Consider the following 26,518-nt stretch of genomic DNA (forward strand, 5'->3'; position numbering starts at 1 on the left):
AGTAATTACTATGTGTTATGTGATTGTGAATTTTCTAATCGGGAACTTAAAACAAAGATAAATGATACGTGTTTTTTGCCCTTAATATAAAATTTAGTTACGTGAATGGAAATTTTAATGTCTTTTATGTTTCCCTGATTCGTATGAAATAATACTTAAGGCAAATGCAGCGGCAGAGGCTGTAAATGCAGAATAGTCTAAAGGAGCCTTTATTCCTATGCCTATCACCATTCCCATTGCAAATAAAAGAGTTAACACTCCACTGCAAAAAGCAATAAGAGGTGCCTTAAAGGTTGTAAGTAATGCGATACCGAAAATTACTTCTAAAATTGTAGAAACCCCAGCCGAAATAGTTACCATCCAATCCGGAAGATAAAACAATAAAGAAGCGGTATATGCTTCAAAAGCTTTCCAGTTTCCCCAGGCAGAAACCTCTGCTGGCCACCATCCAAACCGGTCTGCGGAAGCTGAAAGAAATCCTGCGGCAATTGCCACTCGTAAAAACCATTCTACGAATTTGTTAAACATTTTATTCATTACTATCTTTTTTAGTTATTTTATACTAAATTAGCTTTTCTTTCATCAAATTTTGTACCTCAATGACTACTTATAATTTTAAATTCTATTTTTTTTCTTACAAATAGAAAATAATTGATACACTCCATTCATTACAAATTATAAACACTTTTTTATTGATAGTAACAACATTTTTGTAAAAAACTAACCGTGATAAAACTTAAAAGAAAACCCCGGACATTTGATTTCCGAGGTATTCTTTTTCTGTTATTTATTATTTTAACTTTTTTATTTAAAATAGTAATTACTTTTAATTTATCAATAACTAAAAGAAGAAATAAAGAATAAAAAGTTTTAATTATTGACTGCGGTTTAATTTATTTATTATTTAATCTCAAAGCTTAGTTGGATGAACTTTATGAAATAGTTTGTCAACCCCACATGTTAAAAAACCCATTTAATACTTTATACTATCTATGAAAATCATACACTCTGAATTGTCAAACTAATACAATTCCTTCTAAAAAATCAATATTTGTCAAAAGAGAACATCTGAAAACCGACTCAAACGTGAAAATACTTTCTTATACAGATATACCACATAAAATACAATCAAAAACAATATATTTATAATATATTGAGATTTATATACATTTATTATTCTCAAAAACATCATACAGAGTACATATAAAATAAAATACAATATAAATGATTAATTCAAATTAAGTATATTTGTATTTTAAACTACAAAATTATTTAATTATGAAAAAAATTCTGGCGTTTTCATCTCTTTTGCTTTTATGCACTTTATTTACGGCTTGCAATAACGAGGATGATATAGTGACTGACGGAACACTTAAAACCATCGAAAACAAAGCATTGTTGCCTACTTCAATTGTAAATGACGTTGAAACTACTTATTTTTCTTATGACTCTTTAAATAGATTTACATCTATAGTATATAAAAGCTTTGATCAGCCTGAAGATTCTTACTCTCAAACCATTACTTATTCCGGAGATTTACCCATTCAAGTAATTGATAGTGCATTAGATGGGAGTTACTTAGTTACATTTGAGTTTATATATGAGAATGGAAATAATTACCCTTCAAAAATAAGAGAAATTAGTAATAAACAGGATATATCTTCCGAAAAGTCTCTTGAGATAAATAATGACAAATTAATTTCTATAAAAAGACCACTTGAACGATATTATTATGACTTAAACAATAATTTAATTAAAATAGATAGTGGAAATGATAATGGAGTGACTGAACTTACTTATGATCTTGAAAAACAAGGATTTTTTAGACATGTAAATCTCCCATCTTGGTTTAAAACTTTCATAAAACTTGGTGCTAACGGATATTATTGTCCAAATTTACCAATCTCTGAAAAAGAAAATACCCTGTTAGTTAAATATAAGTGGTTAAATTTTCAAGCGAATTACCCCACTCAGGTTACTATTTCAGTAAAGGACTTTGAAGAAGTTGATATTTATACATCTACAATTACGTACAAAGAAAAAAATTAAAATAACAATACCTATTGTATTTTAAATCATTAAATCTTTGATTTCAAAAATATTTCCGCTCTTAAAGCGAGATATTTCTATAAAAAACTTAAAAGAAAACCCCGAACATCTGATTTCCGGGGTTTTCTTTTTCTGTTATCTATTATTTTAACTTTTTTATTTATTTGAAATAGTAATTACTTTAAATTTATCAATAACTAAAAGAAGAACAAAAATAGAAATAAAAAGTACAAAGGAGGTGAAAATAATGATCGAAATATATTCAATACTCCACTCAAAAGCAACTTTCAGCCTATGAATAAAGCTTATCTGTTTTTCTGGTTTTTCTTCATAAATCGATAATTTTACAGTACAAAATTCATTAACGGAATCAAAATTTCCTAATTCCACTCCCAGCTCCTGAAGCTTTTCTTCTACTTCTAATATTTTTTCATTAAGAGATATGAAATCAGAAATCTTTCCGCCTCTGGATTTTAATTCTTTTAATGATTCTAAGGTATTCTCTATAGAGTTTTTTTTCGCATTAAGCTGCCTATATTCATTAGTTTTGTCTACTTTCGTAATTTCCGCATTTTTCACCCTTCCTATCTTCTGTACATCCAGATAAAATTCATCAAATTTATCAGGGTTTACTCCGATTAATAAATGGATTTGGCGATTCCTTTTTTGCCCCAAATTCTGTTCATATTGAATCACGGCATCGTATGATTTTACTTTAGACTTTATTGATTTTTCATCTTTGTCAAACTCTGAGGTTTTAGTTTTAACAGATGCTGTTTTTTCAAATTTTTGATTGGATATCGTATTCAGATTAGGTCCACCAGGTAATGCTCCCTCTTTAACTATTTTCTCTGAGGCATAATTTTTACGTAAATTATCTATGTTGCTAAAAAAATCTTCTCCGTAACCACTTCCGTTTGAATCAATATTTTTACTAACTACTACATATCCATAAATTAATCGAAAAATAAACAGTAATATAAATAACCCTAGATACCATCTACTTATTTTCCAAAATCGTTTCTTGAAATTTTTTACCATAAAATTTATTCTTTTTGCTTTATATTTATTGTATAATAATCTTCTTTATATTATTGATGATAAAAACCAAATATATGAAAAAGATGCCTATGCTTCATCTGGAACAAAGCATTAAGAATAGAATGTAGTTGCTAAAAGGATTATGTTAAATATAAATAAATTCTATTGCATGAAAATTTTATCTACGTAAACTACTTCTTGCTTCTTACCATAAATCAATCGGAGTAATTTTATACAAATCATCATAATTTTATGAAAAAAAAACTCTATAATTAGTATTTACAGAGTTTAAATTATTGTTTTTAAGTAAGGTACTTTTGAAGATTGTCATAGATAAAGATTAAACCTTATTTACACGTTCTGAGAAAATTAATAATAATCGCTAGTATAACCCTCTTTACAATCGTTGTTATAAATTCTAAAAATACTTAATGAATTGATTTCAAATTTTTTCCTTCTTTTTTTATCATTATATATTTCCATTATTCCTTTGCAATCTGAAAAGTATTTTTTCGCAAAATTATCACTCATATATTTAAAATAGACAGCTTTGTCTATACCTTCTTTTACCATATAATAACCTGAATAAGGTTGTACGTTTGTTAAACTACCCATTTGGTTAACGCTGCCTTTTAATTTAGCTCTGGCAACATAAAAGGTTAATTTTTCACTTTTCAGGTATTCTTCTCCCCCCCCTGTATCTTCAACTTTTAATAAAAATACTTTATTATCTGACACATTTACGTATTCATATCTACCATAATCTGTCTTGATATAATCAATATCCTTGTAATTGATATGGTCTTCTTTAATTTCCGTTCCTTTAATATGATACTTTCCTGTTTGAGAAGTTCCATCTTTAAAGTAAATGGTTAAATCTCCTTTTAAAACAAAAGAGTCAGACGCAAGTGTTGAACCTATCACTTCTGGATTATCTTTATGCTGAGCATAGATATTAACTGTAAAAAGAATTAAAAAAAATAATAATCTTGTTTTCATTAGTATTTAATTTTGTTTATTAATTTCCCAAAAATATTAAAAACATATATATTATAAAATTCTATTTTTATAGTAGCTCTTTTTATCATTTAACTAATAGTAGGTTTTTCAGATTATTCACTAAATTAAAACAAGCTATTTTAATCTACTTTCAGAAACCCAAACTACCATTTTAATTAAACAAAAAATAAGCCCATAGAACCAAAAATTCGAGGGCTTAAATTTAATATTTCAATTTAAGTCAGTCCGTAGGTTTCGGATTTTAAATCAATTTCTATAATTCTACCCTATTCATTGAAATTTTCATTTTTATATTACTACTTATAAAACTCCATAATCAAAACATTTTACTTGTCTTATCTATCATTCTTCCCTTTAAATACTAGAAATATACAAGCAGATCTATCTTCTGGTAGTGCCCTTGTATTACGAGTTCCTGCCTTATATTTTCTTACACCAGTAGTTGTAAGTATCTGCAACTATCTTTCTGTTTACATCTGTCGCACTTGGAAAATTTGTTTTAACTCCTCTGCTGTGATATCTTTTTCACAATTAGGGCATTTACCTTTTTTATCTCCCCCCTTCTGCTCTGGTGCATTTTTAGTAACAGGATTTACTCCTTCCGGTTTAGGAACGGAAAAGTTAGTTTTATCTGTTTTTAATCTTTCAAAAACTAAGTATTATTTATATTTATCTTGTTATTACTCTATTATAATAAACATATCCCTGATTTCCTTCTTGGGTCTTTATCAACCACCAATTTCCTTCATTATCTAAAACTTCCACTTTCTCTCCACTTTTTATCTGTTGTATTATCTGTGAATTGGCATTATTATTTTCCCTTAAATTAGCATATCCTTCAGGATCCGAAATTACATACGTAACTGGCTCTTCTTCATACTCATCTCTAAAATACCTTTCTTCCTTATTTATATCATTTATTTCTTCACGGGTATATTGATGATATTCTTCAAATGTTTTTGTTTTAGGATTAAAGAGTAACGCTTTTTTTGAATATTTAAATTTTAAGATAATCCCATCGGATGGTGAAGGAACCAACTCCTGACTATCCATGAAAATTTTTTGCCCTTTATAAAAAGAATTAATTATTGGTAATTCATCATCATAATATTTATAAAATAATAAATTACACTTTGAAGAAACAATATATAAAGCACTACTTCTAAAATCATTTTCTTCCAGAAGAAAAGCCATATCTAAATCCTTTAAATCTTCTTCATTAGTAAAATTCCCATAGGCCACTACTTTTTTTACTCTATCTTTTATTTTCGTGAAAAAATATTTGCCATTATTTTCACCTGCAAGATATCCATTTTGTTGAAAAATACTGTATACACACATCATATATTCGGGAGACATAATTTGATAATATTCAGGAATTGTAAAAATATTTCCCACATCTACCGGCAATGCTTCTGATGCTAATTGTGTATCAGAATAATTGTAATTATCCACTAAATTGTTTTCTCTTTGAAAAAATTTTATATAGCAAAATATTCCTACACATATTAAAAGTATAATACCTGTAATAATTACTATTTTTTTATTCCATTGTTTTTTCATCTTTTTATTTTATAATTATTTATTTTCTACGTCTTCCAAAATCTATAAATTATCTTCATTAAAGTCTAAATACTCATCATTTAATATACTATATATTAAAAATTTTCCGTTTTCTACTTTCTTTACTAACAAATCTACATAAGTTCTTTTTTCGTCTTTTTCTCCAAATAACAAGAAACTTACTCTATATTCATCTTTATTTTTTAGGGGTTTTATTTTTAAAGTTTTTCTAATTATATGTCCAAAATAATCTTGTCCTTGTATAAAGGGATCATAGTCTAATATAAGATCTTCTCCATCAGACAAACTGTCTATTCTCTTTATAATGCGTTCAGAAACAAATTTTCTTTTTAAATTTTCATCATCAAAAATAGTATCACTTCCATAAAATTTTAGATAAAATTCTTTTAAAGTTTTAATTCCCTGAATAGTATCATTATTGGAATTTATTGTATCCGTAATTACTTTGTCTTGAAAAGTTGCTTTTGAATCACCTTTACAACTTGTGAAAATCAATATTAGGGAAAATAAGAGAAGCATTTTTTTCATATATGTATCAATTTTTATAAAGTATAAAATTATTCATTCCATCTATATATAGCATATTTTTTCTCTACGGAATATTGTGTCGATACCCAAAACGATTTTTGTTTAAAATCCGATACCCATTGAACTCCATTATACATTGCGATATGTTCATAAGGATGATTTTTTATTGTAACATCTGTTATAACAACTCCTTTTTATAAATAATGATAGCTATAGGCATTTTCTTAGTACAACAGGATTCGTATTATCAGATTCTAAATTAAATTCACAATCCGGAAAAATAATTTCCTTTTCTTTTTCATCATAAAACCCTATCCATAAAAAGTTAACAGTACCATTCTTTAATAAATCAATAGTTGCTATAGCTCTATTTTTTGAGAAATTACTCCAATTCATGCGCATTCCACCAGGCCCTAGATCATCTGGCTCTATCAAATACAATTCAAATTTATTGGGTTCTATTTCTTTTAGTTTTGCTCTAATATAAATTTGATTTGACATTACTGCAAAGAGGATATTATTTTCATTCTTAATAGAAATACTTGCAGGACTCTCACATGAATACCCCCAATTTCCATTAATTATATTTTTTTTATTTACTATATCAATCTTTTCGCACTCTTCTAAACTTTGACATTCAGAACAAGGTTGTTCTACTATTTTATATTTATTAGTTTCATTTGTAGATAAAAAATTTACTCCATTATATAGGTACCAATGAATTAAATTATAATTAATTTTTTCAAATGAAATTGTATCTGAATATGAACATCCTTTTTCTAAAGAAATATAAGTCCTATTTCCTTTTTCAAAAGTATTTTGAATTCTACACCTTACATCTTCTTGTCCTGTATTATCAAAAATAGAATCCTTTGTATAAGTAATACTCCTGTTATCAGCATCACAAGGCTGAAATAATATAGAATCATTTTTTTGTATTGTAAGCATTTTCCAGTTTCCAAAATTTTCTGGATTCTTACTGTTTAATATTATATTATTCTTTTTATTGTGAGAATTACATCCACAAAAAAGTAAATAGGTTAATAATGCTAGTAAAGTAATATTTTTCATTGATTAATTCTTATTTGAGTTACTGTATAAAAATTTCCATTATATACTGTCTTTCCTTTTAATGAATAGTCAGAAATATCTAAGTATAATTTATTGTTTTGACTACTACCCTTAGCTTTATAGCTTGTCCCAACATCATAAAAATGATAATATATTTTTCCATTTTCACAACCTCTTCCAATTATAACTATAAAGTGGTCTGTAGTTCCTTCATTAATACCTCCTCTATAATTTAAATCATGGTCAACTCCTACCTGAACAGGATTACCCTTTTCAAGTTGAGAATCTAAATATGATACACCTAATTTTGCTTGATCAGTTTTTATTTCTAATTTGGTATGTGTTTTATTTTCTAGAGCTGTTTGATATAGTTTATTTTTAGAAGTTTCCTTTAATCCAAAACTGACTAATATAGCATCACAAGTTTTTTTACAAGCACTATTTTGAGCTTTTTTATCTCCCCATTTAGCATTAAATTGTGTTTGCCAAACTACTTTATTACTTAAATCAACGTGTCTTTTATTGCATAATTTGCATATTGAAGATATATTAGACTTTATTGAACAGGTATCACATGTATATCCAAAATCTTTAAGAAACCCTTTTTTTAAGTGCAAATCTGTTTCCCCCGCAAGTTCTAGTTTTAAAAATTTATTATAATTTGACAATGCATTTTCCATAGTTTGGTTTGGTTGTCCATATCTACTTGGCGGTAAGCTAGCCCATTCATAACTACCATATTCTTCAAGAGCCTCTTGTATTTTATTTTTAGTAATCAAATCTAAAAAATTAGCAGATCTTTTATGCCTCAAAATTATAATACAAAGCTTATCTTGAGATTCTTGATTAAAATTAGGAATACTATATTTTTTTATATAATCATGATTTTTATCATATACGCCAGTAGGTTTAAAGTTTTTATCAAGATCTTGTCCTCCTAACCATTTATAAGTATATCCCATAATCTGATAAGCACCTGCAGCAGATGATGAATAACCTCCGGATTTAGTTATGATTTGCGGATGTGTACTCATATCCGTAAATGTTCCTCCATATCGTTTTTTATATCCACTTTCACCCTCAGTTCCTTCTTTTACCCTAAGCATTCTCATAAATGCTCTAACCCTAACTTCACATATACAATTTCCTTCTTCTTTATCTCCCTCCTTCTGTTCCGGTGCATTTTTAGTAACGGGATTTACTCCTTCCGGTTTAGGAACGGAAAAGTCGGTTTTATCTACTGTAATTGTAGTGGTAGTTACTGTTTGGTTGGTTTTGTATAGTGTTACAACAACCCATAAATCTCTGCCTGTGTTATATATTAAGCAAAGAAAAGTTGAAATAAAAATTATCTTTCTTTATGGTTAATTCTTGCCTTCTTGGTGCATCTTACTGATTAAAACTTAATTATTGGTTTTGATGTTATCATAAAAAACTAAATTTATCTTTTACCCCTTACTGTTATCACCTATGAATTTAACTGATTTTCAAATATTTATATTAAAAATAATCTTTCCTATTCTGATACATTACTTAATTATTTGACTTTTTGATATTTGAAATATTCCATTTCCAGGATTAATAAAATAAATAGGATCTCCAGAAATGAAATATTTATCATTTGATTTTTCTAAATATATAATCCCCATTTCTTTATAATTTAAATTAAATATTATTTTTATTTTATTAGAAGACTTGGGAATCGCTTTTAAATTATAATATTTTTCAGGTGGGTTATCATCAGATATATACAATAAATTAATGGAATCTAAATTAAAAATAGTTATATCAAAGCTTGTTTTTAAATTATCTTTATTATAAGATTCAACAAAGTATTTCCCTATCCATTTTTGGTTATTATCATCTGCATTTGTTTTACATGAATTTATTATTGTAAAACAAATTACTAATATAATTATATATAGTTTCTTAATCATAAAATTATTTGTATCCTTGAAATATGTATAAACCCAATATTTCCTTTTTTAGATTCTACATTCCACCAATCAATATTATTATCATTTTTCACATTTATTTCTTCATTTGATTTTATCTTCTCAATAATTACTGAAGAAGCACTAGGTTCTGATCTCAAATTACTATAACCATCTGGATCTTTTATGATAAATTTATTATTTGGATATTGTTTTAATTTTATCAACATTTCTTTTCTATTATCTAAATTCAGACTCGTATCTTTAATAATTTTCCAAAGTAATTCTTTAGTATGATCATCTTTTTTTAACACCAAATAATCTAGAAAAGGACCATCTAAATATTTGTAATTTTTATAATCATCATTTATACCCTTAACCGAATATTGATAAAATGAGACTCTTAACTTTTCTAATTCATCTAAAATATATTTTAAATGTATGTCATTTTTATATTTTTCTTGTATATATTTTCTTATTTCATAATTTTTTAAATCCCATAGTGATAATTCTTCTCTATCGTCTTCAAAATTTAAAATATTATAATTTTTATAAATAAAATCTGCCGTTTCCATTTCTGTTGTATTAATAATTAATTTTTTTTTATTTTCTTTATTATCTTGCCCTGAACATGCAGATAGTGAAAACATAAAAATTAGCAATGATAAACCAATTAAATTTTTTTTTCTCATTATTCTATTCCTTTATATAAATTATTTTCATATTTGGCCTTTCTGTCTTCAATTATGAATCTTACTGATTTTGACTTAAGTACTGGTATTTTTTTTATAAATAAATCAACAGAACTTACTTCATTACTTCCTGTAGTAATACATCCTTCAGCAAAATGGGGGCTATAATGATGAATCCTTATTCCTTCTCTTTTCCCATGTTCTCCTTCAATATAATCACCACTTTTAGTATCAGATACTTTTAGTTTATAACCCTTACTCCCAATCCCATTGGTATAATAAGTTAACCAATATAAACCTGGTGGTGTTTCATTTTTACTTCCATAACGCTTCGTACTCCTTCCTTTAGTTTTATTCCAAGCATCTCTTGCCAATTTTGTCATTATCGGCTCAGGTAACTGATTCTTTTGTTTATATTTCAAATATGTATTATAATCAATACCATTATATATTTTAACTTTATACATTAGATATTTTCCTCTATGAGCACTTGCTAACCCAATTCCATCAGGTTCTCCTGTCAAAACAATCACACAGTCATCTTTATTTTCAATTGAATTTGATTCAGCTTTTTGTAATATGGTTTGACAAGAAAATACTTGAGTTTTATTTTTTTTCCCTTCGTTATATAGATCATTAATTGCCTCTTCAAATTCCCAAACATAAGAAGACGCATCTAATCCCTTAGCTTTTAATTCTTTTCCTGTATAGTATTTTTTTTTGCCTTTACTATCAATATAAAATTCATGTTGTTCTCTTTTAAATGAAGGATTATCATCATATGCTGATTTTGGATGAGCATAAACAATATAGTTTTTATTTGTTCCTTGTCCACATGCTATAGGATAATTAACCGCTAAATATAAGTCTGTTTTCGTTTTCAATTTCCCTGAGAATCTCTTCTGTTTATAAAACTTTTCAACATAAATTAATTGTTGTTCAGCAGTCATTTTCAATAAATCTGTCCTTAAAACACCTAAATCTATGGCTGCATCTTTCCCTATTTGTATTAAACCTACATAACCATTCCTTAAATTATCCTTATGTTTTTGAAAAGTTCCACATTCAGGACTAAACGTCCTATTTGTTTCCAGAGCCATTACAGCCATTAACCAATTAGCCCCTTCATAATCTTTTTGAGGTAACCCTAGTTTCTTACTGATATCCACTACTTTTTTTCTAAACTCACAGCTTACTCTATTTCCCCAAATTAAATCATATTGTTGGCAAACGCAATCTTTTTCCTCTTTCTTCTGCATAGGAGCCTGTTTAGTAACGGGGTTTATTCCTTCCGGTTTAGGAACGGAAAAGTCGGTTTTATCTACTGTAATTGTAGTGGTAGTTACTGTTTGGTTGGTTTTGTATAGTGTTACAACAACCCATAAATCTCTGCCAGGGTTATATACAAACCTAAGCAAGGGAAAGTCGAAATAAAAATTATCTTGTTGTACTAGTATTTCATTCGAACCTATAAGGTCGGAAGGGTTAAATCGTAGTTTATTATTGGCATAAACAAAATTATCATAAACATCTATCCGAAGCTTTTCACCTTTACACTGTTGGGTATTTATGTGTATACGCACACTTTCTCCGGATGAAAGATCTCGGTTAATATCCTGATTCAGAATATCCGTAATTTGTATACTTGTTATTTTCGCATGATTTGTTGTACGGGATTTTCCATATACAACCGTTTCCTGCACTTCTTTTTTCTTAGGCTGTACCTGCGGCTGGGTTTTAGGTGTTTCTTTCTTTTTGGGTTGGGGCTTGGGAGGCAGGGGCACATAGTCCGGGTTATTTACGTCTACATTCCCACTGCTTTTTTCGGGCTCTGCCCCCTCATACCGGGTTACGGTTACGTAATATTCATGATATTTTCCTTCATCTTTCTGCCCGGCAGGGATTTTCCGGTTGGCTATAGGAGCCATGGTGGAGTAAATAAGAGAGAAAGAAACCTCGGCTCGTCCGTTTACAACCTGTGCTTGTTTGGTGGCAATAAAATTCTCTTCATTTTCCTTGCTATGCCCTGCTCCGGGGGCATCGTCTTCCCAAAGGCTGAAATACAAGGTTTCTCCTTCCATTCCGGTACACTGGGCACGGGCAAACAACGTTTCGGCATAGGACAATTTTCTCTTTATCAGGTTGCGGTTGGCATCCAGCAATTCCACTTTTTTTATTTCAGCCGTATCTTCTCCATCCAAAGCCATTAAAAATTCAGCTAGTTTTTGGGTACTGTCTTGACCTTTAAAATAAGCCTCTATGCGTATCTTTTTAGCTTTCAGTTTTTGGTTGGTAAATACAATGGTAAATTTTTGTCCGGTTTTTTCTTTTTCTAAACGCAGCTGCCTCCAATTTTCACTTCCTTCATCTACGTGAAACTGCCAGCTTATTTTTTCGGAAGGGTAATGCAGTATATTCCCTTCGCTATCCAGCAGTTGGTATTCTGTGCTTTCTCCCATTCCCAAAGACGCCTTTCCTTCAATTTTATACGAAACGGTTTCTTCCGTATCCTGCGGAATGCGCAATACGTCTCCCTCATATATAACTGGAGTATACTTACTGCCGCGTTTTTGTAACTTTATCTTTTCCGGGTTGGCCTGCACTATTTTATGCTCTTCCACCTTATATTTTTTGGAAATACCCCATAGGGTGTCTCCTTTTTGTACTGTATGTAAAATATATTCGGGCATGTTTATTTTAAGTTATCGTTGAGTAGTTATTGGATTTCCTTCCTTTTTTATTTAAATTTCAATATTAAATTCCTGCTTTATACTTCGAAACGGGTACTTTACACCTGTAAGGCTGTCTTTCTTATTATTCCGCATCATAAATGTTTTCTGCACTTTCTTGTACCGTTTCCATGTCTCCTGCCGGATTTAAGGCTTCAGCTATGAAAGAATTGACCCGCTGGTAATTTTTTTTGGAAAGCTCTGCTTGTTGCCCGTGGTAACTAATTTTAATGCATCCGGAACCGCCGGTGGGACAAGTTGCCGTACTATCTTCCAGCAGTATTTTCCCCTTATTATCTTCCAGGGTTACGTTTTCATAGTAATCCGCCCATTCCGTAACTGAAACTGTACAAGGATTTCCATTCTTTTGCGAGCAACTTCCGAAACTGTTGTTTTCAAAGGTAGCGCCCAGCTCTTGATGAGTCGCCACTAACTTGGTTTTTGCTTCTCTATCGTTTATATAACGTTTACTCTGCGTTTTTACCTTAAGGGTATCCGTAGCACTTCCAAAAAGGCACTGACAGATAGCTCCCTGGCAAACTAAGTGTTTTTCTTTCATAACTACTTTTTTATTTAACTGGTTTCCTGTTTTTCATCCATCCAAAATCCTAACGATTTTTTTTCTATTATTTTTTCCTTTTCAACAAGGGTAACATCCGACAACTCAGAGTCTCTTTCCAGCGTTAACTGCTGAATTGCTTGTTCGTTCTTAAAAAATGTAAAACAAGCTTTTTCAATGATATGCTGAGCACTAGAGATCTTATAGGAAAGCTCCATTTTTTCTTTTCGATCCGGATAAATCCCTTCTTTATAAAGATGATAAAATTCTCTTTCTTTCTCCTCCTCTATCCATTGAATAAAGTCAAAATCAACGCCTTTATATTTCTGGATATATTCTTTGTACTTGTTTTCTGGTATACCCGCCCGATAAGGTTCTACAAAATAAAGGAAGAATATGGGATTGTTTTTTAATTGCCGGAAAAGTTTCTCTTCCGTATGATAATGAGAATCGGTTTTATATAAATATTCCTGAGAATACGAATCGGAATAATACCTGAAAAGTTTATTCTTGACCGAATTCCAGCGGTTTTTTAGCAAAGTGTAATTGTGTAGTTTGTATAATGAGCCTTTATCAGACAAAGTTACTTCTAACGGATATAGAACTTCTCCACATTGAAGAGCTAATTGATCGGCCAGCGCATCGGGTAATTCTCCGTTCAATAAAAAATCTTTTACCTGAATGTTAACTATAGAACCGCTATAGTTAAAAAAGATCTTATAGGTCAGGTTCTGCTCAGAGACACGTAAGCAAACCTTATACACACAGGAGAAACTCTTCTTTGTCCCCAAGACTGCTTTTATCATGTTTTAAAATTTATTAACGAGTACTACATATTAATTATATAAGATAAAAAGCAAATGTAATAAAAAATATAATTAATGAATGTAGTTTAAAATGTAATCCGCGCTAATTGATTTTAAATAGTAATAAAAGGAAGGTACCTACCTGTTAATACCCGACTGCATGCACATAGTTTTTCTTATCCTTATCCTAATGAAAGACCGTACTTTAAAGAAAAATGAATAAATTTTATTATTAAAATTTATTCACAAAAAAAGCAGTCAATTAAAAATTGACTGCTTTTGTATTATACTGTGATCGCGAAAGGATTCGAACCTTTGACCGTCTGCTTAGAAGGCAGATGCTCTATCCAGCTGAGCTACGCGACCCTCCTTTCGGATTTTATACTGTCGGGGTGACAGGACTCGAACCTGCGACCCTCTGGTCCCAAACCAGATGCGCTACCACCTGCGCTACACCCCGAAAAAAAACAAACCTAGTGTCCTGCGGAGAGTGTGGGATTCGAACCCACGCGACGGTTTCCCGTCGACAGTTTAGCAAACTGCTCCGTTAACCACTCCGGCAACTCTCCAAATCTGAATCAATCGAATCAAATTGGAGTGCAAAAGTAGCGGTAAGATTTTATTTATGCAAATATTTTTTTATTTTTTTTAAGTTATTTTTATTTTCAGGTTTTATAACTTTGTCAATCAAACATTTTATATGAGAGATACATTTCAACTATTTATACTTGCCGCCTCGCTGTTAGTGCTGGTAAGCTGTGGTTCGCAGAAGAAAATTACCGTCAATACCAAGGTGGTTCACGATACGGTATACATTACAGATGTAAACCCTAAATATCATTTTGTAACGGAAGCCTCCCTTCCGGGGTATGTCATCTCTAAACAAAACTTCCCGTCTGTTGCCTCCAATTACAGAGTTAAATTTCTCGTGATGCACTACACCGTATCCGATTATCCTACCTCAGTTAAGATTCTGGCCCGAAAAGGACAGGTAAGCTCTCACTACCTGATAAGTGATAAACCAAATGATTCAATCGATATACTGGTAAGTGAAGACCGAAGAGCCTGGCATGCAGGGGTAAGCTATTGGAAAGGTGCCGAAAACCTGAATGATACTTCTATAGGTATAGAAATCGTTAATCCCGGGTATAAAAAGGTTAACGACTCGCTGGTTTTTACTCCTTTTACTGAGTTTCAGATTAGAAAAGTAGCTGCCTTAGCCAAAAATATTATAGACCGATACGAAATAGATCCGGTCAATGTAATCGGCCATAGCGATATTGCCCCTTTACGTAAACAAGATCCGGGGCCTGCTTTTCCCTGGAAAAGATTATATACCCAGTACCAGATAGGAGCCTGGTATGACGATATTGATAAATATTCTTTTTTATCGCAGTACATTCCGGACACTTACCCATATAACTCACCGCTGGAGTTTCAGAAAGCTTTGGAAAAATTCGGATATAAAGTAGAGTTAACCGGTAACTGGGATAAAAACACAACCTTAATCATTCGGGCATTTCAATGGCATTTCCGTCCGGAAAAAGCCGATGGGGTGGCAGATGCAGAAACCTGGGCAATATTACAGGCATTAATTAAAAAATACAGAAGTACGAAATAATATCTCTATGGCACATAAATCAGGATTTGTAAGTATTGTTGGAAAACCTAATGTAGGTAAATCTACACTGATGAACCAGCTGATGGGGGAAAAGTTATCTATCGTAACTTCCAAGGCACAAACGACGCGACATCGGGTCTTTGGTATCTGGAATGATGAGGATACTCAAATCATTTTCTCCGACACCCCCGGAGTTATTCAGAAACCGGCCTACGAACTGCAGGAAAAAATGAATGATTTCGTTAAAGAGTCTTTTGAAGATGCCGACGTTATTTTATTTATTACGGAACTGGGAGATGAAAAAAACCCTTCCGAATATTTAATAAAAAAATTAAGCGGAGCTAAGGTTCCGGTTATCGTTCTGCTTAATAAAGTAGACAAATCCAAAGAGCCGCAGCAAATATCCGACAGCGTTGAATTCTGGCATGCTCAGCTACCCGAGGCTGAAATACTTCCCGTTTCTGCATTGCACGGATTAAACACTGAGCTGGTTTTACCCAGAATCAAAGAACTGGTACCCTCTGCTCCTCCCTATTACGATAAGGAACAGCTGACCACTCTGTCAGAGAGATTTTTTGTAAATGAAACCATCCGCGAAAAAATACTTCTCAACTACCAGAAAGAAATACCTTATTCTGTTGAGGTGGTAACGGAAAGTTTTAAAGAGGATGACTCACTGATTCGTATTGAATCGGTAATCTTTGTAGAAAGAAATACACAAAAAGGGATACTGGTGGGTCACAAAGGACAAAAAATACAAAAAGTAGGTACGGAAGCCCGTCTGGATTTAGAAAAATTTTTTGACAAAAGAATTTACCTGAATTTATTTGTTAAAGTGAAAAAGGATTGGAGATCCAATGAAAGAGATTTAAAAAATTTCGGATATTCTCATTAGTAAATGTGGCCTGAATATAAAAAAAACGGTCTGTTTCTTTTTATTGCCTGCATCCTCTTTCTGGGGTGCAGTTCCGATAGTACGAAAACCGAAACACTGGAACTGGATAAAAAATACTGGAAATTCTCCTCATTTCCCTTTACACCTGTACGAATACAAGTAGTTGAAACCCCGGATTCCATTCAAATCAGGCAGTTTTTCAAAACAGGGGAAGAAAAAAAATATCAATTATTTAAAAAATCAGGAGAATTTTATTTTCTGAATAAACAGCTAAACCTTCAGAAAAAATATACAGCTTCTTCTTATTTGTTCCTACGAAATTCCGGATCCGACAGTTGTTATTCCCTGTCTAAAAAATCCAATCTGAATCAAGGCAAAAACGGTTCATACCGAAGCATGGATGTATGTTTTTCAAAAATTAAAGGCGGAAATTTTACGACCATTATTCGCTTTAATACCAACGACACCCTCTCTCATAGTGAGAATTTTTTCTACACCCGAAAATACAAAATATATAAGTATGCTGTTAAGTACAGAGACAGTGTCTATTGGTACAAAATCAAACACTGACATCACTTATTTGCCAGTTATCATTCTATATTCTTATCTTTGCCTAAACGTAACAATATAATGAATAAGTATATAAAACTTGTTATTGCAGCAGCAATAATTGCTTTAGGTGTTTACTTTATGTTTAACCGCCAGATTGCTTTAGGTATTTTCATCGTACTACTTTCGGCTTTACCCATCGCTTTATTTTTAAGAAATGAGTATATTTTACTGGCATTCTGGAAACTAAGAAAACAGGATTTGCCCGGAGCCAGGAAATGGCTGGACAAAATTACTAATATAAAAAGTCAGCTGATTCGTAAGCAGTACGGATACTACCATTACCTAATGGGATTAACCGAATCGCAGGGTAATTCGGCAAAAGCAGAATCCTATATGAAAACTGCGTTGGAATACGGATTAAGCTTTAAGCACGACCGGGCTATGGCTACGTTGAACCTGGCTGCGGGAGCAATGATGAGAGGAAACAAAAATGAAGCGGAAAGACTTCTGAATGAAACTAAAAAACTGGATACTTCCAACATGCTGGGCGACCAGATTAAAATGATGAAAGAGCAAATGAAAAAAGTGAGTGTTTCAAGAAGCCAGATGATTAATCCGAATATGAGAAGCCGCTCAAAATTTATGAGATAAATCTTCACTATAGTTGATAAAAAAACGACCCTCTTTCAGAGGGTCGTTTTTATTATTTAGATTTTATATAATGCTTACTTTTTTTCTCAATATCTTATTGATTCATAGTCAGCAAAAATTCTTCATTAGAAAGAGACCTGTCTAACCGGCTCTTTAAAAATTCCATCGCTTCCAGCGGATTCATATCAGCCAAATGATTTCTTAAAATCCACATTCTTTGCTGCGTTACTGCATCCAGCAACAAGTCATCCCTACGGGTAGATGAAGATACCAGATCAATAGCAGGATAAATTCTTTTGTTGGCAATTTTTCTATCCAGCTGCAGCTCCATATTTCCCGTACCTTTGAATTCTTCAAAAATAACTTCATCCATTTTAGAACCTGTATCTATAAGAGCGGTAGCTATAATGGTAAGAGAACCTCCCCCTTCTATATTTCTGGCAGCACCGAAAAAGCGCTTAGGTTTGTGAAGAGCATTTGCATCCACCCCACCGGAAAGTACTTTTCCGGAAGCTGGAGAAACAGTGTTGTATGCTCTGGCTAAACGCGTAATGGAATCTAAAAGAATCACTACATCATGACCGCACTCCACCATTCTTTGAGCTTTTGACAAAACAATATTTGCCACTTTCACATGTTTTTCAGCAGACTCGTCAAAAGTGGAAGCAATCACTTCTCCTTTTACACTTCTCTGCATATCAGTTACCTCTTCCGGACGTTCGTCGATTAATAAGACAATCATATATACCTCCGGATGATTAAGAGATATTACATTAGCTATATCTTTTAAAAGCAAGGTTTTACCTGTTTTAGGCTGAGCTACAATCATTCCTCTCTGACCTTTTCCAATAGGTGAAAAAAGATCCACCACACGGGTAGACATAGTGGCTCCGGTACCTGCTAATTTAAATTTTTCTTCGGGAAATAAAGGTGTTAAGTGCTCAAAAGAAACTCTGTCTCTTACAAATGAGGGTTCTCGTCCGTTTATTTCTACAATTTTAACTAAAGGAAAAAACTTTTCTCCTTCTTTAGGTGGCCGAACTTCTCCGGTTACCGTATCTCCTGTTTTTAAACCAAAAAGCTTTATTTGAGAAGGGGAAACATACACATCATCAGGAGAAGAAAGATAGTTGAAGTCTGAGGAACGTAAAAAACCGTATCCGTCCTGAGTAATTTCCAGTACACCTTCCGTATTAATAATACCATCAAATTCATAGTCAGCAGAACGGTACTTATTACCATTATTCTGCCTGTAATCATTTTTATTGTTATTATTATGGTTGTTGCTATGATTATTATTGTTTTTTTGTCTTTGAAAACCACCTTTATCCTCTTCATCTGAAGATTTTTTATCTTCTCTTACCGCACCGCCGGTTTTTTGAAAATGTGTACTTTCTGCACTTTTCCGTAAAATAACCTGAGGTTTTCTGTAAACAGGAATTTCTTTTGCTTCTTCCTCTGCTACCAGCACTTCAGGAGTTGTGCCTGGGTCGGCTTTAGAATTTTGATTTTCTTCTTTAACAACAGAACGGGGAACAAACTGATTATCGGAAAATGAAATTTCTTTCTGGCTTTTTCCGGAAGTGATTCTCTTTCTTGGTCTTTTTTCTACTGAAGGTTTGGAATCTTCAGATGAATCAGTTTCAGACTCAGAAGGCTTATGATCAATAATTTCCTTGTTTTGATTTTTTAAGATAGATTCTATTAATTCTGTTTTTTTTAATCCTGAACTCTTAATTTCTAATTGATTGGCAATGTCCTGCAATTCAGCCACTTTCATTGCCTTTAGCTTTTGTTCCTCAAACATAAGTTATGTTTCCTATAAATAATTTTAAATTATATTCTGTTAATTGTAAAGTCCTGATTTTAAATGCTTAAAATGGAAATAAAGTAGTAACTTTATGGAAATAATTCGCTAATCGTGTAACAGATTGTGAGGCAATATTACAAAATATTTTAATAAAACACTAATTTTTTTTAAATTTGCATTTTAAAATTAAAAATATTGATTCAAAGAATTCAAAGTTTATATCTTACCCTAACCGGTGTTATAGGGATTATCGTGGGATATGTCACTGATTTTATTCCGAATGAACTGATCGATATGATCACTTTGTTTGCAATTGGTTTTTTAGCTTTTATCTCGCTCTTCTGTTTCAAGAACAGAAATTTACAAAAGAAAATTAATTATTTCAATATAATTATCAACGTAGTGTTAATTGGTTTTATGGTTTATGCTCTGCTAAATACTCCTGGAGGAGTTTTTTCTCCTGAGAAAGGGGTTGAGTTACTCGTTCCGGTTCTGCTGATTATTCTGCTCGCCATGGCAAATAAATATATCAATAAGGACGAGAAACTTATAAAATCTGTAGACAGATTTCGGTAAAACTCATGACAACTTTTCAATGAGTGTTAAGCCATTCCTTATAACGGAATGGCTTTTATTTTGTTAGCAGGTAAAACAAAACCGGAAATGACGAACAGGCTTCAATCCAAAATCGGGTGTAAAAAAACTGCCCGCTTCGTACAAAAAAAATTAATCCCGCTGAAACAAGACAGGCCAGACTCCAAGACCAAACATATACATTAGGAAAACCCTGCGCCCAGTAAAAAGACAAAGCGGATATCACTAAACACAAAATAGATAAGGCTATCGTATTTTTTTGTCCTATCATTTTAGGAATAGTTATGACCGTATCTCTATTCATATCGCAAATATCAAAAGGAAGAGTAATTGCTAAAATAAAAAAATAAATGCTCACAAATTCTTTCCATGAAGCCCCTGTGCTCCCAATCCACACAATCGAATAAGACCATGTAAAAGCGATTACAAAGATTTTCACTAAAGATATATTTCGAAATTTTAATCTCAGAAAACTGGAATTGTACATAAATACAAACCAGCTTATAAATGCCAGATGTAAAAACAAATGCCAGCTGTTTTCCTTAAATAACAGGTAAAACAAAATAAAAAAGAGTAAGCTCACAGATATGAGTCCCCGGAGTAAAAAGGACCTATTCCATGAAGCATGGTAGTGAATATAATTATACCCTGCAAAAGTCGAAAATATAACTATAAAAACTCTTTTTATATCCACACTCTGAAACATTAATCCAAAAAAAAAGCATAATGCTCCCATCATTAAAGAGACCCATATCTGGGTCCCTATTATATATTTTTGAATCCATTGTTTCACCCTTTCAAAAAATAAATCATTACTTATCTACTCGTTTCGGATTATTCTTTACAAAAGCATCCCATCCGGTATAAGACTTTTTAGAACTGCCGGAAGAGGCGGCTGTACCTGAATTTAAAAAATGACACACTGCCAGAGCCAGACCGTCGGAAGCATCCAGATATTTAGTAGGAAAATCTTTAAGATTCAATAAAGTCTTTAACATTCCTGCCACCTGTTCTTTAGATGCGTTTCCGTTTCCTGTGATGGCCATTTTAACTTTTTTAGGCAGATATTCGGTAATTGGAATTTCCCTGAGCAATCCGGCAGCCATAGCCACCCCCTGTGCTCTTCCCAACTTTAGCATAGACTGTACATTTTTAGCATAAAACGGTTCTTCAATGGCTAACTCATCCGGATGATACGTATCAATAAGTGAGAGGGTCTTATCAAATATTTTTTTTAGCTTTAACGCGTGAGAATCCAGTTTATTCAATAACAACTCATCAATACAAAGCAACGACATTTTTTTTCCTTTAATGCTGATGACTCCATATCCCATTACATTGGTTCCCGGATCTATTCCTATGATAATTTTTTCTGTCAAGGATTCTGGTTTATTAAACGTTATTTTTGTATGATTCCCAGCCGGCTTTTCGGTACTTTTCAGCTTCGGCCTGAGGATCTGATGATGCATAAATTCCCCTTCCCACTATAATGAAATCTGTATGATATTCTTTGAACACCTTTTCAGGAGTATTAAATTGTTGTCCTTTGGAATCTCCCGAGGAGGTCATATTTACTCCGGGAGTGAATAATAATAAGGTTTCAGGAAGTTTAGACTGAGCTACACAACCTATTACATTCCCCGCTTTTTCAGAAATTTCAATAGCCTTTGCTTTATACGCACCGTCAGTAAGTGTTCCTTTAGAAGACATTTCTGCAATTGTTACGACTCCGGTAGTTTCACCAAAAACTTTAACACTTTCTGCTCCTGCAATTACATGGGAAGTGATCATATCCGCCCATTCGGAAATTTTATATATTCCTTTTTCAAACTGTAGCTGTTGTGTGTTCCCTATATCTCCAAACTTACGATCTTCAAATAATAAAAAGTTTTTTTCTTTAGCTATATTCTTTAACTCCGAAACATATTCAGACGAAAAATCGGAAATTATATCGGTATGAAGTTTTACTGCTACTATCTGATCTCCGGTTTTTTCAGCCAAATCCAATAATTCCGCTGAGGAAGTCACATCTAAAGAAGCTATTAAATTAGACTCTTTCTGCATTGCTATCTGTAATAATTTTTGAGCAACCGGATGAGTCTGAACTTTTAATTTTTCTTCGTAGGAACTTCTGGTAACTTTCTGAATACTTACCATAGGCTTTCCTTCTAAAAATTCTTTAATTTTTTTCGCCTCTTCTGCACTTAACAACGAATGTTTATAGAGTATGTCTATCACTTCACCTATGCTAAATAAATGAAATACATTATATCCTCTGTTTTTCAACAGTTCAATTCCTCCCTGCTGTCTGTCTAAAACTACGACAATATCTTTAACTTTCAGAGCTTCTTTTTCCACCTCTTCTATAGTCTCCACAAGACTCTTCCCGCTGGTAATAACATCTTCGACAAGCACACATACCTGATTTTCTTCGAAAATCCCTTCAAGCATTTTTTTAGTTCCATACCCCTTACTCTCTTTTCTTTTTACAATTAAGGGCACATCTGACTCTAGCGACATAGCTGTTGCCATAGGTAAGGCTGCGTAAGGAACTCCGCAGATTAGTTCATATTGTGAATCTTTAAGCAGGTATAACAAATGATTGGAAAGTTCTCTCAATAATTCCGGACTGGATGCCAGAGGTCTCAGATCTACATAGAAAGGAGAATGTATTCCGCTTTTAAGAGTAAAATCTCCAAATTTTATTATACCTAGTTTATACGCTTTAAGTAAAAATTCTTCTTTATTAATCATTTTTGGATTGGGTTTGAGCAAAGGTAATAAAATATAGATTTTTGCGAAGCCTTATTTTTTAATTCTATTGCAACAATTGCGGTAATTACTAAAATTAATTACATTTGTAATCTATGCATAACCGTTGGCTAATCCGACCTCAACCAGATACTGAAAAAGCTCAGAAGCTAGCTGATGAACTAGGATTCCCTATCCCAATCTCCCAACTGCTTCTGCAAAGAGATATTGATACATTCAATAAAACCAAAGCTTTTTTTAAGCCTTCACTGGACGAGCTACATGATCCGTTTCTCATGAAAGATATGGAACAGGCGACCGACCGAATTATCGAGGCTTTGAAAAATAATGAGAAAATACTTATTTACGGTGATTATGACGTTGACGGAACGACTTCCGTAGCTATGATGTATTTATTTATTTCTTCTCTATACGAAAACGTTGGCTACTACATTCCCGATCGTTATGAGGAAGGATACGGAATATCTTTTGCCGGTGTCGATTATGCCCATGAAAATAATTTTACTTTGGTTATATCTCTGGATTGCGGGATTAAGGAAGCAGAGAAAATATCGTATGCCAATAAAAAAGGGATCGATTTTATCATCTGCGATCATCACCTTCCGGATGAGACTCTGCCTGCTGCTAAAGCCATTCTGGACCCTCAAAGGACTGATTGTTCCTATCCGTATAAATTTCTTAGCGGTTGTGGAGTTGGCTTTAAGTTAATTCAAGGGCTATCCGTTAAGCTTACCATTCCTTTTGAAAAAATATATTCCTATCTTGATCTGGTTGCCATTAGTATTGCAGCCGATATTGTACCTGTAACGGGTGAAAACCGCTTATTAACTACTTTCGGATTAAAACAACTCCTCCATCATCCCAGAACAGGATTAAAACTTTTTATTCCTAAAGAAACCCGTGAAACCTTTTCGGTTAATAATGTCGTTTTCGGAATTGCCCCTAAAATTAATGCTGCTGGCAGAATCAGCCATGCAAGCAATGCTGTGGAATTATTAATTGCAAAAAACGAGATTGATGCCCGGAAAATTTATTCCCAGATTAATGAACTTAACAACGAAAGAAGAGAACTGGATGCCAATATAACTTCAGAAGCAATACAGGAAATTGTTAAAACAGGACAAATTCAAACTTACTCAACTATTGTATTTAATAAAAACTGGCATAAAGGAGTCATTGGAATTGTAGCATCTCGTCTGATTGAAGAATATTATCGTCCCACGCTGGTATTTACTGAGGGTAAGGACAAAGATTTGGTTGCATCTGCCCGAAGCGTACCCGGATTTGATATATATAAAGCTCTGGAAGCCTCCTCTGAATATCTGGAACAATTTGGCGGACATATGTATGCTGCTGGTCTTTCAATAAAAAAAGAAAATTTTCTCTTGTTTAAAGACAAGTTTGAATCCATTGTCCGGGAAACCATTAAGGAAAATCAAAGAACACCTACCATTGAAATTGATCAGGAAATTTCTTTAAATGTTATTAATAAACGTTTTTTTAAACTTATTAAATATTTCGAACCTTTTGGTCCGGGTAATATGAGCCCTGTATTTTTGGCTAAAAACGTTAATTTTGCAGGAAATTATACTTTGATGGGTAAAGACAAATCTCATTTGAAGATGGTAGTTTTTCAAAACGATTTTAATCATTGTTTTGAAGTAATTGCTTTTAAAATGGGACACCTGCTTCCCAAGTTTGAAAAATTTTCTTTTGATATGGTATTTTCTCTTTATGAAAATCATTGGCAGGGAAAAACTTTTTACCAGCTTCAGCTTAAAGATGTAAAATTTAACGAATCTTAAAATCTGAAAAAAATATAGTATGAAAACTGGCTTATTTTTCGGTTCTTTTAATCCTATTCATATCGGGCATCTAATCATTGCCAACTATATAGTTGAAAGTTCGGATTTGGAAAAATTATGGTTTGTAGTAACGCCACAAAATCCTTTTAAAAAAAAATCAACTCTGTTGGATGACCATCACAGACTGGAAATGGTAAATCTTGCCATTCAAAGTTATCCTAAATTTCAATCCAGTAATGTTGAATTTTCATTACCGCAACCTTCTTATACGATTGACACATTGGTAGCCCTCAAAGAAAAATACCCGGAACAGGAATTTGTTTTACTTATGGGTAAAGACAACCTGAATACTTTTTCCAAGTGGAAAAATTATGACCAAATATTAAAATACCATCAGATTTTAGTATATCCCCGAATTACTGAAATAATTGAAGAAACTCCGGTTATTCATCCCAACATAAGCGAGATTAATGCACCTATTGTTGAAATATCATCCACTTCCATTCGTCAGATGATTAAAGAAAATAAAAATATACGCCCCATGCTTCCTCCCGAAGTATTTGATTATATAGACGGAAGTAATCTTTATAAATAATTCCTTTTTTGTACCTTTGCAGGCTGTGGTTTTTATGAAGTAACTTATAATGAAAGAAAAAAACATGGATTTAAACCTGGGAACCTCCCTGCCTATCATGGAACATTTTTACACCATTCAAGGTGAAGGTCGACACACCGGAACTGCGGCTTATTTTATCCGTATAGGAGGGTGTGATGTAGGTTGCCACTGGTGCGATGTAAAAGAAAGCTGGGATCCTAATCTTCATCCGGTAAGTTCTGCTGAAGAAATTGCCTGTTTGGCTGCATCTCACTCTAAAACTATTGTTTTAACCGGTGGGGAACCGTTAATGTGGAATTTAAACCCGATTACCCGTCAACTTAAGGATTTAGGCTGTACCATCCACATTGAAACTTCCGGAGCTTATCCGTTAAGTGGTGAAATTGACTGGATTTGTCTTTCTCCTAAAAAAACTTCTCTTCCTGTACAGGAAGTATATGACCGTGCTCATGAATTGAAAGTTATTGTTTTTAATCAGCATGATTTCTTATTTGCAGAAGAGCAGGCTGAAAAAACAAATGATAAGGCAGTCTTATATTTACAACCGGAATGGAGCAACAGAGAAAAAATGACCCCTAAGATTATCGACTATGTGATGAAAAATCCTAAATGGCATATTTCATTACAAACCCATAAATATCTTAACATACCTTAATTTATTAATTCATGAGTTTTCCCTGCTGATTAAACTTCAGGTTCTTACTTCTGTGTTTACCCGCTATATTGCTACCTAATTTAATCTCATAAAAAGATTGATTGTAATTACGTGTTTCTATTGATTTGACAATTTGATGATCTGGGTAATATTTTTTTATAAATCTCTTAATTTTTGCTGGAAGCTGAGAAGTTGAAATCATTCCCTTAAAGAATACTTGCTTTCCTTTAGGTGTAAAAGTAATTTTATATTTTTCCCCTCTTACTTTAAATTCACATTTATACAACCCTTCCTTTGCTTTATATTCCCAACGAATATCATAAGCTTCCGGATAATTTTTTGCTATGTATCGTTGAGCTGATCCGGGAACATTTTGCTGAGTAACCAGCTGCTCAATTAAATGATTGCTGATTTTCAGCATCTCTGATCGCATTCCGGAATAACTTAATGCTACTATAACGGATAAGAACAAATACTTTTTCATATTCTACTGTATTAGTTATGTATTGAAATAAGCAAAGAATATACCACTTA

At 32.4% G+C, this 26,518-nt stretch carries 27 protein-coding genes and 3 tRNA genes; 10 read left to right on the forward strand and 20 right to left on the reverse strand.

From position 1 onward, the window contains the following. Window positions 1–114: 114 nt before the first annotated feature. Entirely contained in the window at window positions 115–537 is a 423-nt protein-coding gene (locus EOV51_RS03625) for a DoxX family protein (RefSeq protein WP_128149946.1), read from the reverse strand. A gap of 741 nt (window positions 538–1,278) precedes the next feature. Between EOV51_RS03625 and EOV51_RS03630 the strand changes: the two genes are divergently transcribed. Continuing rightward, a complete protein-coding gene (locus tag EOV51_RS03630; protein WP_128149948.1) occupies window positions 1,279–2,049 on the forward strand; it encodes a hypothetical protein in 771 nt (256 codons plus the stop codon). Window positions 2,050–2,205: 156 nt separating this feature from the next. On the opposite strand, the gene EOV51_RS03635 is transcribed toward EOV51_RS03630, so the two are convergent. From EOV51_RS03635 to EOV51_RS03660, 6 genes are all read right to left on the reverse strand, one after another. Then, a complete protein-coding gene (locus EOV51_RS03635) occupies window positions 2,206–3,090 on the reverse strand; it encodes a DUF4349 domain-containing protein (protein ID WP_128149951.1) in 885 nt (294 codons plus the stop codon). Between the two features lie 369 nt (window positions 3,091–3,459). Continuing rightward, window positions 3,460–4,089: a hypothetical protein gene (locus EOV51_RS03640; protein WP_128149953.1), complete on the reverse strand. Its 630-nt coding sequence runs from the start codon at window positions 4,087–4,089 to the stop codon at window positions 3,460–3,462. Window positions 4,090–4,779: 690 nt separating this feature from the next. Further along, window positions 4,780–5,673: an SH3 domain-containing protein gene (locus EOV51_RS03645; RefSeq protein WP_128149955.1), complete on the reverse strand. Its 894-nt coding sequence runs from the start codon at window positions 5,671–5,673 to the stop codon at window positions 4,780–4,782. Window positions 5,674–5,715: 42 nt separating this feature from the next. Next, complete coding sequence (locus EOV51_RS03650; RefSeq protein ID WP_128149957.1) at window positions 5,716–6,222, reverse strand: DUF3828 domain-containing protein; 507 nt, start codon at window positions 6,220–6,222, stop codon at window positions 5,716–5,718. 210 nt (window positions 6,223–6,432) lie between these two features. Continuing rightward, entirely contained in the window at window positions 6,433–7,293 is an 861-nt protein-coding gene (locus EOV51_RS03655) for a hypothetical protein (RefSeq protein WP_128149959.1), read from the reverse strand. After that, complete coding sequence (locus EOV51_RS03660) at window positions 7,290–8,327, reverse strand: lysozyme family protein (RefSeq protein WP_128149961.1); 1,038 nt, start codon at window positions 8,325–8,327, stop codon at window positions 7,290–7,292. The genes EOV51_RS03655 and EOV51_RS03660 overlap by 4 nt, the downstream gene beginning before the upstream one ends. Between EOV51_RS03660 and EOV51_RS03665 the strand changes: the two genes are divergently transcribed. Then, window positions 8,305–8,661: a hypothetical protein gene (locus EOV51_RS03665; RefSeq protein WP_128149963.1), complete on the forward strand. Its 357-nt coding sequence runs from the start codon at window positions 8,305–8,307 to the stop codon at window positions 8,659–8,661. The two genes, EOV51_RS03660 and EOV51_RS03665, sit on opposite strands and share 23 nt — an antisense overlap. A 161-nt stretch (window positions 8,662–8,822) precedes the next feature. Here EOV51_RS03665 and EOV51_RS03670 read toward each other — a convergent pair whose 3' ends face one another. From EOV51_RS03670 to EOV51_RS03705, 8 genes are all read right to left on the reverse strand, one after another. Further along, complete coding sequence (locus EOV51_RS03670; RefSeq protein WP_128149965.1) at window positions 8,823–9,230, reverse strand: hypothetical protein; 408 nt, start codon at window positions 9,228–9,230, stop codon at window positions 8,823–8,825. Beyond that, window positions 9,227–9,919 (reverse strand): SH3 domain-containing protein, encoded by a 693-nt coding sequence (locus EOV51_RS03675; RefSeq protein ID WP_128149967.1) that lies wholly within the window; start codon window positions 9,917–9,919, stop codon window positions 9,227–9,229. Before EOV51_RS03675 ends, EOV51_RS03670 begins: the two co-directional genes overlap by 4 nt. Next, window positions 9,919–12,609, reverse strand: a complete 2,691-nt coding sequence (locus EOV51_RS03680) for a LysM peptidoglycan-binding domain-containing protein (protein ID WP_128149969.1) — start codon at window positions 12,607–12,609, stop codon at window positions 9,919–9,921. The genes EOV51_RS03675 and EOV51_RS03680 overlap by 1 nt, the downstream gene beginning before the upstream one ends. Before the next feature lie 124 nt (window positions 12,610–12,733). Further along, the gene (locus EOV51_RS03685; protein ID WP_128149971.1) at window positions 12,734–13,207 is read right to left on the reverse strand and encodes a DUF4280 domain-containing protein; all 474 of its coding nucleotides are present in this window, start codon (window positions 13,205–13,207) and stop codon (window positions 12,734–12,736) included. A 14-nt stretch (window positions 13,208–13,221) separates the two neighbouring features. After that, entirely contained in the window at window positions 13,222–14,013 is a 792-nt protein-coding gene (locus EOV51_RS03690) for a hypothetical protein (protein ID WP_128149973.1), read from the reverse strand. 292 nt (window positions 14,014–14,305) lie between these two features. Continuing rightward, window positions 14,306–14,379: transfer RNA gene (locus EOV51_RS03695), tRNA-Arg, on the reverse strand. Between the two features lie 21 nt (window positions 14,380–14,400). Next, window positions 14,401–14,473, reverse strand: a tRNA-Pro gene (locus tag EOV51_RS03700). A 24-nt stretch (window positions 14,474–14,497) separates the two neighbouring features. Then, window positions 14,498–14,582 (reverse strand) — tRNA-Ser (locus tag EOV51_RS03705). Window positions 14,583–14,713: 131 nt separating this feature from the next. Between EOV51_RS03705 and EOV51_RS03710 the strand changes: the two genes are divergently transcribed. Genes EOV51_RS03710 through EOV51_RS03725 form a run of 4 tightly spaced genes read left to right on the forward strand, consistent with a single transcriptional unit; the run spans window position 14,714 to window position 17,732 of the window. Further along, the gene (locus tag EOV51_RS03710; protein ID WP_128149974.1) at window positions 14,714–15,634 is read left to right on the forward strand and encodes an N-acetylmuramoyl-L-alanine amidase; all 921 of its coding nucleotides are present in this window, start codon (window positions 14,714–14,716) and stop codon (window positions 15,632–15,634) included. Window positions 15,635–15,641: 7 nt separating this feature from the next. Continuing rightward, a complete protein-coding gene (gene era / locus EOV51_RS03715) occupies window positions 15,642–16,529 on the forward strand; it encodes a GTPase Era (protein WP_128149976.1) in 888 nt (295 codons plus the stop codon). Between the two features lie 3 nt (window positions 16,530–16,532). Beyond that, window positions 16,533–17,099, forward strand: a complete 567-nt coding sequence (locus EOV51_RS03720) for a hypothetical protein (protein WP_128149978.1) — start codon at window positions 16,533–16,535, stop codon at window positions 17,097–17,099. Window positions 17,100–17,159: 60 nt separating this feature from the next. Then, entirely contained in the window at window positions 17,160–17,732 is a 573-nt protein-coding gene (locus EOV51_RS03725; RefSeq protein WP_128149980.1) for a tetratricopeptide repeat protein, read from the forward strand. A gap of 94 nt (window positions 17,733–17,826) precedes the next feature. Here EOV51_RS03725 and rho read toward each other — a convergent pair whose 3' ends face one another. Beyond that, entirely contained in the window at window positions 17,827–19,539 is a 1,713-nt protein-coding gene (gene rho, locus EOV51_RS03730; protein ID WP_128149982.1) for a transcription termination factor Rho, read from the reverse strand. Window positions 19,540–19,737: 198 nt separating this feature from the next. Between rho and EOV51_RS03735 the strand changes: the two genes are divergently transcribed. Then, the gene (locus EOV51_RS03735; RefSeq protein ID WP_164875239.1) at window positions 19,738–20,118 is read left to right on the forward strand and encodes a DUF4293 family protein; all 381 of its coding nucleotides are present in this window, start codon (window positions 19,738–19,740) and stop codon (window positions 20,116–20,118) included. 55 nt (window positions 20,119–20,173) lie between these two features. Here EOV51_RS03735 and EOV51_RS03740 read toward each other — a convergent pair whose 3' ends face one another. The 3 genes from EOV51_RS03740 to pyrF all read right to left on the reverse strand — a co-directional run bounded on the left by EOV51_RS03740 (window position 20,174) and on the right by pyrF (window position 22,890). Further along, window positions 20,174–20,830, reverse strand: a complete 657-nt coding sequence (locus EOV51_RS03740) for a hypothetical protein (RefSeq protein WP_128149986.1) — start codon at window positions 20,828–20,830, stop codon at window positions 20,174–20,176. A gap of 118 nt (window positions 20,831–20,948) precedes the next feature. Beyond that, on the reverse strand, window positions 20,949–21,515 hold the full coding sequence (gene ruvC, locus EOV51_RS03745) for a crossover junction endodeoxyribonuclease RuvC (protein WP_228427708.1): 567 nt from the start codon (window positions 21,513–21,515) through the stop codon (window positions 20,949–20,951). Between the two features lie 13 nt (window positions 21,516–21,528). Beyond that, window positions 21,529–22,890, reverse strand: a complete 1,362-nt coding sequence (gene pyrF, locus EOV51_RS03750) for an orotidine-5'-phosphate decarboxylase (protein ID WP_128149990.1) — start codon at window positions 22,888–22,890, stop codon at window positions 21,529–21,531. Window positions 22,891–23,003: 113 nt separating this feature from the next. Here pyrF and recJ point away from each other — a divergent pair, with 113 nt between their 5' ends. From recJ to EOV51_RS03765, 3 genes are read left to right on the forward strand one after another with little or no spacing between them, the layout of a single operon-like run. Further along, on the forward strand, window positions 23,004–24,713 hold the full coding sequence (gene recJ, locus EOV51_RS03755; protein ID WP_128149992.1) for a single-stranded-DNA-specific exonuclease RecJ: 1,710 nt from the start codon (window positions 23,004–23,006) through the stop codon (window positions 24,711–24,713). A 19-nt stretch (window positions 24,714–24,732) separates the two neighbouring features. Continuing rightward, window positions 24,733–25,308 carry a nicotinate (nicotinamide) nucleotide adenylyltransferase gene (nadD, locus tag EOV51_RS03760; protein ID WP_128149994.1) on the forward strand — a complete coding sequence of 192 codons (576 nt, stop codon included), beginning with the start codon at window positions 24,733–24,735 and terminating at the stop codon, window positions 25,306–25,308. Window positions 25,309–25,357: 49 nt separating this feature from the next. Further along, window positions 25,358–25,984 carry a 7-carboxy-7-deazaguanine synthase QueE gene (locus EOV51_RS03765; RefSeq protein WP_128149996.1) on the forward strand — a complete coding sequence of 209 codons (627 nt, stop codon included), beginning with the start codon at window positions 25,358–25,360 and terminating at the stop codon, window positions 25,982–25,984. A 4-nt stretch (window positions 25,985–25,988) separates the two neighbouring features. On the opposite strand, the gene EOV51_RS03770 is transcribed toward EOV51_RS03765, so the two are convergent. After that, window positions 25,989–26,468 (reverse strand): PepSY-like domain-containing protein, encoded by a 480-nt coding sequence (locus EOV51_RS03770; protein WP_128149998.1) that lies wholly within the window; start codon window positions 26,466–26,468, stop codon window positions 25,989–25,991. Window positions 26,469–26,518 lie beyond the last annotated feature (50 nt).

It is taken from the genome of Apibacter raozihei, from assembly GCF_004014855.1.
GTDB lineage: Bacteria > Bacteroidota > Bacteroidia > Flavobacteriales > Weeksellaceae > Apibacter > Apibacter raozihei.